Below are 12,980 nucleotides of genomic sequence, written 5' to 3'. Positions count from 1 at the left end.
CAGAGGTGATAAATTTAACGATGGTTTTTATTTTCTTTTTCCGGAAATTCTAAACCATTCACCCTTATTGGCAACTTCAATATTAGAAAAATTGATTGAATAGCATTTAACCACCCTATCAACTTGTTCTTTTAAAATTCCAGATAGTAGAAGCATTCCATTAGTATGAACTAAATCTGAAAATAATGGCTCCAACTCAACCAATGGATTGGCCAAAATATTAGCTATTAATAAATCACATTTCCTATCACTCCCCTGGTTTATTGAATGAATTGTTGTAATTGTATTTTCACACTTATTTTTAGCTACATTTTCTTTGCTTGACAGCACTGCTTGAGGGTCATTATCAATAGCGATAACACTTTTAGCGCCAAACTTTGCAGCTGCTATTGCCAATATTCCAGTACCGCAACCAAAATCAATAACATGAAGATTTTTTGGTGGATTTGAATCTAAGTATTCAAGGCATAGACTGGTTGTTTGATGTGTTCCAGTTCCAAAAGCCAGCCCTGGATCCATATGAATTACAATAGAGTCATTTGAAAGGATAGATTCAGTATCCCATGAAGGGCAAACCCAAAGTCTTTTACCAAAGCGCATTGAAGGAAAATCTTTTTGGCACTCCTCTTCCCAAACTCTATCTTTAAGCGTTACAGTATCTATAACAACAATGTTACAGATGTCTGAAATTGAAGTTTCAATAGATTTTTGATTTACCTCTGAAGGAAATAAAGCATTTACTTTAACGTTATCCCACAAAGGCGTTTGCCCAACTGGAGGCTCATAAATTGCATCATCAAGAGCGTCAGAGTAAGTTATTGATACACTTCCCAAACCCATCAAAACCTCTGAAACAAGATCTGTTTCAGATTTTTTAACTTCAAAAGATATTTGTTTCCAAATCATAAAAAAATTATATCTAGCATTATGTTTGGCTTAATTAATCCGCTTAGAGTAAATCTTTAATTGAACTTAATGCCATTGGCAATTTTTCAGGCTCTGTGCCACCGCCTTGAGCCATATCCGCTCGGCCGCCGCCCTTTCCACCAACCTGAGTAGCAACATGCTTCAAAATATTACCCGCTTGGTATTTATCCATCAGGTTCTTTGTAACCACTGCAACAAGAGACACTTTTTTGTCAGAAACAACTGCCAATACAACTATAGCTGAGCCAAGCTTATCTTTTAGTTTATCTGCCAAATCTCTTAAATCTTTTGCAGGAACGCCTTTCACTTCAGTCGCTAAAACCTTAACACCTTTAACTTCTGTAGCTTTGGATAAAAGTGAGTCACCTTGATCACTTGCTAATTGTTTCTGAAAAACTGCTATCTGCTTCTCAAGGTTTTTTTGATTACTAATTAACTGCTTTACTTTGTCTAAAGCCATTGAATTACTTGATTTTGTAAGACTTGCAATCCTACTAAGAGTGTCTTCATTCTTTTTATCAAGCTGATAAGCATCAACTCCTGTAACTGCCTCTATTCTTCTAATACCTGCAGCAATGCTGCTCTCAGATATAACTTTAAACCTACCAATATCTCCTAGCCTTTGAACATGGGTGCCCCCACAAAGCTCAACAGAAAAATTATCATCGCCCATTGAAAGAACTCTAACCCTATCTCCATATTTTTCACCAAAGAGAGCCATTGCGCCTTTCTTCTTGGCAGTCTTGATATCAGTCTCTTCAGTTAGCACTTGTGTGTTGCCTAAAATTTGCTGATTAACTATCACCTCAACTTTGTCTAAATTAGCTCTTGATACGACCTCATCATGTGAGAAATCAAATCGTAGCTTTTCAGATTCAACCAGAGAACCTTTTTGGTTTACTTGATCACCAAGAACCTGCCTTAAAGCTTCATGTAAAAGATGCGTTGCTGAGTGATTATTCATGATTTTCTTGCGTCTATCTTGATCAATTGATGCTTCAACTGCGTCTCCAACTTGGAGCGCGCCTTTTGCTTGGATGCCATGATGTTCAAATGCATTTGAAGCCTGCTTTTGAGTATCAGTAACGTTAAATTGTGCACCATTTTTTGACAAAGTCCCATGGTCACCACTTTGGCCACCAGATTCTCCATAGAAGCTACTTTTATCGATAACCACAATGGCCTCTTCACCCCTATTGAGAGAATCTACAGATTTATTGTCTTTAATAATAGCGCTAATAATTGCGCTATTATTAAATTGCTCATAACCCAAAAACTCAGTTGAATTTTCGATGGTTATCGTGGATTTTTTAGAGTCAAAATCACCCGCTTTACGGGCGCGCACTCTCTGGAGCGTCATTTCAGCCTCAAAGCCGTCCATATTGACAGTAAGGCCTCGCTCTCTTGCTACGTCTGCCGTTAAGTCAACTGGGAAACCATAAGTGTCGTAAAGTTTAAAGGCCACGACTCCGCTTATTTCTTTTCCAGAAATTCCCTCGATTGCGGACTCAAGAATTCCCATGCCCATATCTAAAGTTTGTATAAATCTGTCTTCTTCCTTTTTGAGAACTTTTTCAACGTGAGATTGATTAGCGCTCAATTCTGGATAGGCGTTCTCATTTTGTTTTGCTAGGACTAAAGCGAGTTTATAAAAAAATATTTCTTCAATTCCTAACTTATGGCCATGCCTTATCGCCCTTCGAATTATTCTTCGAAGTACGTAGCCTCTGCCTTCGTTAGAAGGAATGATACCATCAACAATCATAAATGCAGTAGAGCGGATATGATCCGCAATTACTCTAACGGATGCATTACTAGCTTGGATTTTTTGCGCCTTGGGTATAAGATTTACAATCGCACTTGTTAGCTCTTTAAAAACATCAATATCATAGTTATTATTTTCGTGTTGCAAAACAGCGGCTAATCTTTCAAGACCCATTCCTGTATCAACTCCTGTTGACTTAAGGGGCGCCAATTCTCCGTCTTGCTGGCGATTAAACTGCATAAAGACCAAATTCCAAATCTCAATAAATCTGTCACCATCTTCCTCTGGCGTTCCTGGAGGTCCGCCCTGTATATGTTCACCGTGGTCATAAAAAATCTCACTGCATGGTCCGCATGGACCCGTATCGCCCATCTGCCAAAAATTATCTTTAGCTCCGCAGCGTGAAATTCTCTCTCTAGGGAAGCCTATCTCGTTGACCCAAATATCGGCTGCCTCATCATCATCCTCAAAGACGCTAACCCAAAGCTTATCTTTTGGGAGTTCAAGCTCTACTGTTAAAAAGTCCCAGGCAAAGCGAATCGCCTCACTTTTAAAATAGTCACCAAAGCTAAAATTACCAAGCATTTCAAAAAATGTGTGGTGGCGAGCTGTATAGCCAACATTATCTAAATCATTGTGCTTTCCGCCTGCCCTAACGCACCTTTGAGATGATACCGCGCGATTGAATGAGCTTTTTGTCGCTCCAGTAAAAATGTCTTTAAAGGGCACCATCCCGGCATTAACAAATAACAAAGTATTATCGTTATGCGGCACCAACGAAGCGCTCTGCTGAATTGAATGGCCATGACTTTCGAAGTAGCTTAAAAATTTCTGTCTTATTTCATCAGTTTTCATTTCAAAATTGATTTATTAAAAATAAAGATTATTATACTCACGGCTCTATTAGAGGGCAAAAAACTCTTGAAGACAGTCACATAGATTTACCTGAACACCTAATTCAAGCTTGCCTAATTTCTTGATGAAGCAAAATTTTTCTACAGCTCTAATCTGGTCAACCATAATATACCCTTTTAAGCCTTCAAATTGGCATTCAACTCTGCTTGGAAGCTCTTCACTCGAAGTTGTCATTGGAGCAACCATAAGGCTTGGCAAGTCAATTAATTCATCAGGAGTGACAATGGTGCATAAGCCAAGATTATCAACCACCCTGCCATGTTCAGGGTTTTTCATGACTAGCCAAACATCAAAACGTTTCATTGGTTTTTTCGCCATTCCCAAGTGGCAGTTAACTGATCTTGATTACTATTATTTTTCCACCCTACACGTGCTTTCTTATCAGGAGTAATCAGTAATCCGCTGTCCAAAACAACAAAATCTAACTCAATGTTTTCCAGATTAGCCAGCGCAATTATTGGCTTAGGAATCCTTATCCCCTGTGAGTTGCCTATTTTAATTATTTTTGCCATAATGTAATTATATTGTAATTACATTGCAAAGACAAGTTGAATTAATTTAAAAAATCAATACTACCGGCGCCTTCTCTTAAAATTACAACTCCATTACCTGTCAAGTCAATGACAGTAGTAGGCTCTGGCGGGCAATGACCTGCATCAATTATAAGATCGGTCGAACCATTAAGAGCAACCTTAACATCATTACAATTATAAAACTCATAGCCCTTGATTATTAATGAAACACTCATCATAGGTTCCGTCAAATTTTCGAGTATTGCCTGAACTATGGGGTTATTTGATACTCGAATGCCAATAGTTTTACTTTTTCCATTGAGTAAACGATTAGGAATATCTTTTGACCCTTCCAAAATAAACGTATAAGCGCCAGGTAATATTTTTTTTAATAGTCTAAAACCTGCATTATTTAATTTTGCGTATTCGCCAACGTGAGACAAGTCTTTTAGCATCAAAGTAAAGTGGTGATGCTTACTCAACTTTCGTATATTAACAATTTGATCCATAGCTTTTTTATTTCCAAGGGTGCAGCCCAAGGCGTAACCTGAATCTGTGGGGTAAGCTATAACGCCTCCCCTTTCTAAAATATCAATAACCTGCTTAATGAATCGTGACTGAGGGTTTTCAGAGTGAATACTAATAACAGCTGACATTATAGGTATCTCCAAATAGCCTTTTCAGGGTCCGGTAAATCTCTTAAACTACCTATCCGAACTCTTTGATTTGGCCATCCATGAAAGTCAGATCCACAAGATGCTAACAAATTATAGTCTTTTGCCCATTGACTACTCAATTTAACCTCTTCTTCAGTACTTGTACCAGTAACAACTTCTAGACCATCGCCTAGAACCCCTTTGAAATCAATTAGCAACTTTTTAATTTTAGTATTTGTCATTCTATATCTTAAGGGATGAGCAATAAGGGCTTTACCACCAGCAGCATGAATCCAATGAACAACCTCATCAAAACCTTTCCACTCAACGCTAACTCCCCCAGGCTTTTTACCCGTTAAATAGCGCCTAAATACTGCTTTCATGTCTTTGCAATAACCCTCACTAATTAACATCTGAGCAAAATGTGTGCGGGTTAGCATTTCAGTTTTACTAAAGCTTTGAGTTTTCTCTAGTGCATCCTTAATTCCAGAGCGCCAAAGGCTAAGAGCTATTTTTTCTGCTCTTTCTTTTCGTAATTTTTGATTATGCTCTAAGCCAGTTTGTAAGATATCATTATTAATGTCTATTCCGAGCCCTAAAATATGAATGGCCATATTTCGCCAAAATGCAGATATTTCAACGCCATTAATAAGACTTAAGTTTAATGAATCCGCCTCTAATTGAGCTTCTGCAATTCCATCAGTAGTGTCATGATCTGTTAATGAAAATAAATCACACCCAGTTTGGCTAGCCAGCCTAACAACCTCGCTTGGAGACAATACGCCATCTGAATAGTATGAATGATTATGAAGGTCTGCTTTCATTATGTGATTTATTATAATCTAAAAGTTGATTTAGCTCGGAAGCCCTTTAATTTCTGAGGATGCAGCTAAAAAACTAAAAAACTTCAAATTAATTTACAATAGCTCCAAAAACTTATTATTAACTATAATACTAATCATTATTTTATTAATATTATATTATGTGTGGAATTGTTGGTGGCGTTACAAATAAAGACATTACAGCACTATTATTAGAAGGATTAAACCGCTTAGAATATAGAGGCTATGACTCCTCTGGACTTATAGTCTTATCTAAAAATAATTCTTTTGATAGGATACGATCAGTTGGTAAGGTTAGAAACCTTGAAAATATTTTAAAAGCAAGAGAACAAAAAATTAGTGGGAATATTGGAATTGCTCATACTCGTTGGGCAACTCATGGAGAACCTTCTATTGACAATGCTCATCCTCATATATCAATGAATTCAGTAAGCTTAGTTCATAACGGAATTATTGAAAATTACATTGATCTTAAAAATGAGCAATTAAATAGAGGCTACTCATTTTCTTCTGAAACAGATACTGAAGTAATTGCTCATGCGATTGATTTCGCAATGAAATCATGCAACACCCTAATCTCATCAGTCCAGCTGGCGATTAAATCTTTTTCTGGATCTTATGGACTAGGAGTGATTTCATCTAAATACCCAGATCAGATTATTGCTACAAGGAAAGGCTCTCCTCTAGTAATTGGTATTGGAACTAACGGAAATTACATTGCCTCAGATCAAATGGCTCTTCTCTCCGTAACCAAAGAATTTATTTTTCTTGAAGAGGGGGATGTAGCTGAAATAAAAATAGACAAAATTACGATTTATGATTTGAATGGTAATTTGGTGGTTCGCCCAATTAAAATTTCTATGCTAAAGGCGGGATCAGTAGATTTAGGTAATTATGATCACTTTATGCAAAAAGAAATTTTTGAGCAGCCACAGGCAATAAGAGATACATTAGAGTCGCGCATAACAAATGATTCTATTGTGATTTCTGCTTTTGGATTCAAGGCTGAGAAAAAATTTAATAAAGTGAAGCAAGTTCAAATTATTGCCTGTGGTTCAAGCTATAACGCAGGCTTGGTAGCAAAATACTGGTTAGAAGATATAGCAAAAATACCATGCAATGTTGAAGTGGCAAGTGAATATCGCTATCGTCGCCCTATTATTTTGAATGACACTCTCTTTGTTACACTGTCTCAAAGTGGTGAAACCGCAGACACAGTTGAAGCCCTAAAAGCTGCCAAGATAATTAATTGCAATATTTGCACTCTTTGTATTACAAATTCTGCAGAATCTAGTCTTACCAGGCTTTCTGATTTAACCTTTTTAACACATGCTGGCCCTGAAATTGGAGTTGCAAGCACAAAGGCATTTACTACTCAGCTAGTTTCTTTAGCACTCTTGGCTTGCTCTATTGGTAAATTACAAAATACAATAAATAGGAGTCAAGAAAAAAGCATTATTAATGGATTAAAAAAATTGCCTGGCCTAATTCATAAAGCATTACATCAAGAAGAAAAAATTAAAAAGCTAGCAACACGCTTTCAAAACAAAAATAGTGCGCTCTTCCTTGGAAGAGGGACTATGCATGCTATTGCCATGGAAGGAGCTCTTAAACTAAAAGAAATTAGCTATATTCACGCTGAAGCATACCCTGCTGGTGAATTGAAACATGGGCCAATTGCACTAATCGATAAAGATATGCCAGTAATTGCCATTGCGCCAAATGATGAACTTCTAGAAAAATTAAAATCAAATTTACAAGAAGTTAAATCTAGAGGCTCTCAAATGATTGTTTTTGAGGATGAAAACTCTTTGATAGAGCCAATGGAAGCCATGGAGGTAATTTCAATTACTTCTAACGTGGGACGAATTACTGCTCCTATTATTTTTACTATTCCTCTTCAATTACTTAGCTATCATGTTGCATTATCTAAAGGAACTGATGTAGATAGGCCAAGAAATTTAGCTAAATCTGTCACTGTTGAGTGACTCCTTATGGCACCCTATTAGTTGATTAATAAGTTATGAATTCAATAATCTTTTTTCATGCAATTTTTGCAATACTAGCAATACCTCTTGGTTTATTAATTTTCTTAAAAAAGAAAGGTACTTTTTTACATAAACGTTTAGGATGGATTTGGATACTTTTCTTAGTAATTGTTTCAATATCAGCAGTTTTTATTCAAACATTAAATCCTGGTCAATTTTCAACAATTCATTTGCTAATACCATTTACTTTAATTTCATTAATATATGCTATATGGAGTATAAGAAAATTTAAGGAAACAAAAAAAATAAAATACCGTTATTCTCACATATACACAATGATTGGGGTTTATTTAGGTGCATTAATAACTGCTGGAACATTTACATTAATGCCAGGAAGAATAATTCATAGTTTATTATTTCTTTAGTAGAATCAATCAAAAAATATAGTAATTCACCTCAAACTTTGAGACCTTACTTGGAAAATATTGATTTCTAATCTGTTCATTCATTAGGTCTCTTTCGTGTTTTCTCTTTAAGACTGAGATAACTGATGAAGAGAACCACTTCTTCCCTCTAAGGGTCTTTATTCCAGTCTGATTCAACCATTGTGATATCTTTCTGTAACCCCACCCTTCTCTATCATGAAGATATTGTATAAGAACATAAATGATCTGTTGTCGTTTCGTGTATTCTTTTTGGTAAATGAGTTGGTTGGATTGAAATTCCATTGTGAATTCAAGACAAGGGATAACGTTTTCATTAAAGGGTCCATCCAAATTCATTCTGTAACTGTTGAGTAGTTTCGCTCGTTCCCCTTTACAAAATTTCGTTCAACACCAGCCTCAAATAAAGATGTCGTTCTCTCTGGAATAATTCCACACTTACAATTCACATTAGAAATATAGTCTAATAACCTTACCTATCAAGGGAACACTTACACAAAGTATCAACAATTTCTCTATGACTTATGCAAACAATTGCACGATAAGGGTTATGGTTATAGAAGAATTGCCAAAAAAAGGAAATCTTATTTTTAATTTTAGATAACAAGTTATATCTAATATGCTGATTTATCAGCATTAATAGCATCTTTTATGAAGCATGCCTAAAAGTATGACTCCACTGTTCTTTTAAAGCCTTCTTTAATACCAACTTCAGGATTCCATCCTAACTCATTTAATTTATCTATCGAAGGACAACAGCGCGATACATTGCTTTTTAAATAATTAATATTTTCAGTTTGTATTTCAAATTTAACTTTAAGCTTCTTTTCAGGAAATAAATTAATAAGAATAGATGCTAAATCTTTTATAGCTATTTCAGTTTTTGGATTACCTATATTGTAGGCTTCATTTTTTTTACCATTCAGAAGTACTGTAAAAATACCTATTACTGCATCACTTAAATAGCAAAATGATCTCTGCGCATCTCCATTACTTTTTAAAACAATATCTCTATTATTAACAATATCTGAAACAAAGTCACAAAATACTCTTCCATCATTAAAAGATAGTCCAGGGCCATAAGTATGAAATGGACGAACAACGTTCGCATGAATATTATATTGATTCCCCCAAGCAACTATCATTGTCTCACCAAGACGTTTAGATTCTGCATAACAAGATCTAACATTCATAGGATCAAGATAACCATAGTCTTTCTCATTAACAAGCAAATTAGAGTTTATTGGAGTGCCATAAACTTCTCCACTACTAATAAATAAAAAATTTTCTGATTTATTTTTTAAAGCATTGTCAAGAAGATGCATGGTGCCTATTGAATTAGCTAATAATGTTCCAACAGGATCAATACCATAAAACTTTGGACTAGCCTGACTAGCTGCATGGATTATGATGTTTGCCTTAGGAAAGTTGCTTAAAAGTGGTTTTGAAACATCTTGTAAGAAAACTTTTAAATTTTCGTTATCTAAGTAATCAATCAATCGATAATTTACACTTTCTATTTTCCTTGCTACACAAATTACACGGAGGTTTAAATTATATTTTTTATTAACATAAAGAAGAGATTTTATTAAATAAGAGCCAATAAAGCCGCCTCCTCCAGTTATCATAATTGTCTTACTATGCAATCTTTCCCATGGCAATGAAGATTGTGATATAGACTCTAAGTCATTATTGATTATATTATTAACTTTTAATGTCATATTTAACTTTAATTTTTATTTAAAAAAAGAATTTTTTGCAAATATACAGTATTACTTTACTGCGATTTGTTGAGAAAACTATGTTTTTAAATACAGGTCATAATGGATTATATTGTACAATCTTTTATCTGTCTATTTCAATCAGGTAAAGGCTTATTAATCATCTCATGAAGAAACTCATCTCTAGAAAGGTAGGGGTACATATCTTCAATTGGTTTGGATGTCATTGATCCATCATCATTTTTTATAGCACTAACTGCAGGAATTATCTCTTGGAATTCAGGACACATTACTTCACAAAGGACTGGTCCTTCTGAATCAATAATTTCAGCAATTTTTTTTCTGAGCTCAGAAACATTATTAATTTTTACATAAGGCAGATCATAGGCATAAGCAATTTTTTCTACCTCTGGAAATGAAACCCCTGAAGTTGGATCTGTTCCAATTCTTCGGCCTTCAAAAAATTTATCTTGAGTAGATCTTATCGATAAATAACCATTATTATTCCAAACAAAAAGTTTGACTGGGAGGTTGTAATGTTTTACTGTCTGCAGCTCTTGGATATTAAGTTGGAAAGACCCATCTCCAGTAATTCCAATTACTGGCTTATTTGAAGATACGCAAGCTCCAATTGCTGCTGGCAATGAAAAGCCCATATCAGCCTGACCTCCAGAAGTAATATATCGCTGTTTAATATTCTTAAACGTAAAAGATTGAGAAGTAACATAGAATGAAGAGCCAGCATCTGCAACAACAATCGAGTCTTCATTCACCAATTCAGACAATGCCTTTATAAATTCATACATATTCACTGAATTAACATCATAGCCTTTTTGATAAACTGGCCATTTATTTTTCCAATGAATACATTTTTTTTGCCAATCATTTGGCTGTTTTTTTACATTTTTTTGATCTACTTGGTTTAAAAAATTACCAACATCAGCATCTATAAATTGATCGATACTCACTGTATCTTTTTTATGTTCATTCTCATCAATATCTATAACTATAAGCTTGGCATCTCTTGCAAACAAATCATACTCAAAACCAGTTAAACAGACACTAAGTCTAGAACCCAAGCAAATGATTAAATCACTATTCTGTATTGCAAAATTTCCCGCTCGATCACCTTTAATCCCAAGTCTTCCAACATAACTTGGGTTATCTTGCTCAAAAAAATCTATTGCTAAGTAAGAAACTACACAAGGGATATTATTTTTTCTGGAAAAATTTCTAAGTTTATCAATTGATCCTGAAAGCCGAACTCCATTACCCGCCAATATTAATGGTCGTTTAGCATTATTGTAAAGATTAATAAACTTATCTATGCCCAGGATCTCTTTATTAGAAATAGAATTATCTGGCATAAAATGCCTTAAACTTTCTTCGACTACAAAAGCACCCTGAACATCAAGTGGTATATCAATCCAAACTGGCCCTTGTCTTCCATTTAAAGCCAAATATGATGCTTTTCTAAATGATATAAAATATCATTTGGCTCATTAATCATTACTGTATATTTAGTTATTGGATTTACTATAGAAACTATATCAGCCTCTTGAACTCCAAACTGTCTAAGATCAGTTTTTGAATTCCTTGATGTTTCTTTTCGTTTAATTTGGCCTGATATAAATATTATAGGAGTATTGTCTTGCCAGGCATCTAGAAGTCCGGTAATTGAGTTAGTAGCTCCACAACCTGTAGTAAGCATTACTGCAGCCAATCCATTTTTATACTTCGCATAACCCACTGCGCCCATTGCACATGCTTGTTCATGATGATTGCAAATAGCATTAATATCTCTATTCAACTCTATACCATCATTTAAAAACATTGCTCCACCACCTGTAAGTGTAAAAACATCCTTGATACCTTTTTCAACAAGGAATGAAGCAACAATATCTGCAACTCTTTTTCTCATTATCTACCCTCTATTTTTTAAAGTCTCTTTCATCTTAGAAAGAGCAAGCTGAATATTTTTAATTGAATTTACGTAACAAATCCTCACAAAATCATCTGCATTCTTACCAAAACTACTTCCTGGTAATAGTGCTATACCGGCATTATTTAACATAAGATCTACAAATTCTTCTCCTGTCATTCCAAGTCCTGATACATTGGGAAAAGCATATATCGAACCACTAGGCATATGACACCTTATACCATCAATAGAGTTTAGCCCATTAACTAATACCTTTCGCCTTTCTGAATACTCTTCAGTCATCATTCTAACTGAAGACTGATCACCATTAATAGCTTCGATTGCAGCTTTTTGAATAAATGGAGGAACACAAGAATTAATTGTTTGCAATAACAAACCCATTTTTTTAATTAAGTGCTGTGGGCCAATCGCAACTCCAATTCGCCATCCAGTCATTGCAAAAGCTTTACTAAAACCATTAAGAATAAGTACATTATTATTACAATGATCAATCATTGAAGGGCTATAGAATTCTCCTTGATCTTTAAAAACTGAGCGTGAATAGATTTCATCAGAGAGAATAAAAATACCTTTTTCATGACATAGTTCATAAATTTTGCTAATATCATCCTTGGCTATAACTGAACCAGTGGGATTACTTGGAGAATTAATAATAATAAGTTTAGTCTTTTCAGTAATTAATTTTTTTAAATCATCGAACTTTAATTGATGTTTATTTTTCTCTCTTAATGGAACTGGGATTGCCTTTGCGCCACAAAACTTAATGGCAGAGAAATAAGTTGGAAAACCTGGATCAGGGACTATGACCTCCTCTCCCTCATTAACTATACATCTTATAGCATAGTATATTATTGCATTTGCACCAGGGGTTATAAGAACTTGGCTTAAATCTGGCTTAAAGCCTCTAGATTTTAAAGTAGTTTCAGCAACACTCTCTCGCAGCTCAAAAAGTCCCATTGAGTTAGTATAGTGAGTATCACCATTTCTTAAAGATTCAATACCTACATCAACTATGTTTGTAGGGGTGTCAAAATCAGGCTCACCTAGCTCAAAATGAAGAATTTTCTTTCCTTCTCTCTCAAGTTTTTGAACCTGGTCAAGTACTTTAAACATTGGTTGACCATCAATTTGATATGCTGCATTTGAAAGTTTTAGCATAAATATAAAATTATTTAAAGGTTTCAACAGTCATTATATCAACAATTTCTCTATGACTTATGCAAACAATTGCACGATAAGAGTTATGGTTATAGAAGAATTGCAAAGATT

General features: G+C 34.8%; 13 protein-coding genes. 2 read left to right on the top strand and 11 right to left on the bottom strand.

The window, feature by feature from the left end; all coding sequences use genetic code 11:
* Positions 1–27 precede the first annotated feature (27 nt).
* Genes prmA through ABXT44_RS01935 form a run of 6 tightly spaced genes read right to left on the bottom strand, consistent with a single transcriptional unit; the run spans position 28 to position 5,599 of the window.
* Positions 28–906, bottom strand: coding sequence for a 50S ribosomal protein L11 methyltransferase (prmA, locus tag ABXT44_RS01960; protein ID WP_416687742.1), 879 nt, complete (start codon positions 904–906; stop codon positions 28–30).
* 43 nt (positions 907–949) lie between these two features.
* On the bottom strand, positions 950–3,547 hold the full coding sequence (gene alaS / locus ABXT44_RS01955; RefSeq protein WP_416687739.1) for an alanine--tRNA ligase: 2,598 nt from the start codon (positions 3,545–3,547) through the stop codon (positions 950–952).
* Positions 3,548–3,595: 48 nt separating this feature from the next.
* Positions 3,596–3,925, bottom strand: a complete 330-nt coding sequence (locus ABXT44_RS01950) for a type II toxin-antitoxin system PemK/MazF family toxin (RefSeq protein ID WP_416687736.1) — start codon at positions 3,923–3,925, stop codon at positions 3,596–3,598.
* Positions 3,907–4,119 (bottom strand): AbrB/MazE/SpoVT family DNA-binding domain-containing protein, encoded by a 213-nt coding sequence (locus ABXT44_RS01945; RefSeq protein WP_416687734.1) that lies wholly within the window; start codon positions 4,117–4,119, stop codon positions 3,907–3,909. The genes ABXT44_RS01950 and ABXT44_RS01945 overlap by 19 nt, the downstream gene beginning before the upstream one ends.
* Before the next feature lie 41 nt (positions 4,120–4,160).
* Positions 4,161–4,775: an L-threonylcarbamoyladenylate synthase gene (locus ABXT44_RS01940; RefSeq protein ID WP_416687731.1), complete on the bottom strand. Its 615-nt coding sequence runs from the start codon at positions 4,773–4,775 to the stop codon at positions 4,161–4,163.
* Positions 4,775–5,599, bottom strand: a complete 825-nt coding sequence (locus ABXT44_RS01935) for a PHP domain-containing protein (protein WP_416687729.1) — start codon at positions 5,597–5,599, stop codon at positions 4,775–4,777. The genes ABXT44_RS01940 and ABXT44_RS01935 overlap by 1 nt, the downstream gene beginning before the upstream one ends.
* Positions 5,600–5,757: 158 nt before the next feature.
* Between ABXT44_RS01935 and glmS the strand changes: the two genes are divergently transcribed.
* Positions 5,758–7,605 (top strand): glutamine--fructose-6-phosphate transaminase (isomerizing), encoded by a 1,848-nt coding sequence (glmS, locus tag ABXT44_RS01930; RefSeq protein ID WP_416687727.1) that lies wholly within the window; start codon positions 5,758–5,760, stop codon positions 7,603–7,605.
* A gap of 35 nt (positions 7,606–7,640) precedes the next feature.
* Positions 7,641–8,030 carry a DUF2306 domain-containing protein gene (locus ABXT44_RS01925; protein WP_416687725.1) on the top strand — a complete coding sequence of 130 codons (390 nt, stop codon included), beginning with the start codon at positions 7,641–7,643 and terminating at the stop codon, positions 8,028–8,030.
* A gap of 9 nt (positions 8,031–8,039) precedes the next feature.
* Here the strand turns inward: ABXT44_RS01925 and ABXT44_RS01920 are convergent, their stop codons facing one another.
* The 5 genes from ABXT44_RS01920 to ABXT44_RS01900 all read right to left on the bottom strand — a co-directional run bounded on the left by ABXT44_RS01920 (position 8,040) and on the right by ABXT44_RS01900 (position 12,869).
* Entirely contained in the window at positions 8,040–8,387 is a 348-nt protein-coding gene (locus ABXT44_RS01920; RefSeq protein WP_416687723.1) for a recombinase family protein, read from the bottom strand.
* 323 nt (positions 8,388–8,710) lie between these two features.
* Positions 8,711–9,769: an NAD-dependent epimerase/dehydratase family protein gene (locus tag ABXT44_RS01915; protein ID WP_416687720.1), complete on the bottom strand. Its 1,059-nt coding sequence runs from the start codon at positions 9,767–9,769 to the stop codon at positions 8,711–8,713.
* 137 nt (positions 9,770–9,906) lie between these two features.
* Complete coding sequence (locus ABXT44_RS01910) at positions 9,907–11,229, bottom strand: thiamine pyrophosphate-binding protein (protein WP_416687717.1); 1,323 nt, start codon at positions 11,227–11,229, stop codon at positions 9,907–9,909.
* On the bottom strand, positions 11,220–11,690 hold the full coding sequence (locus ABXT44_RS01905; RefSeq protein ID WP_416687714.1) for a thiamine pyrophosphate-binding protein: 471 nt from the start codon (positions 11,688–11,690) through the stop codon (positions 11,220–11,222). Before ABXT44_RS01905 ends, ABXT44_RS01910 begins: the two co-directional genes overlap by 10 nt.
* A 3-nt stretch (positions 11,691–11,693) precedes the next feature.
* A complete protein-coding gene (locus ABXT44_RS01900; protein WP_416687712.1) occupies positions 11,694–12,869 on the bottom strand; it encodes a pyridoxal phosphate-dependent aminotransferase in 1,176 nt (391 codons plus the stop codon).
* Positions 12,870–12,980 lie beyond the last annotated feature (111 nt).

The sequence above is a fragment of the Candidatus Pseudothioglobus sp. Uisw_041 genome (assembly GCF_048087625.1).
GTDB lineage: Bacteria > Pseudomonadota > Gammaproteobacteria > PS1 > Pseudothioglobaceae > Pseudothioglobus.
Note: the sequence above shows the minus strand (reverse complement) of the source record. Positions and strands in the feature narration are given on the sequence as shown.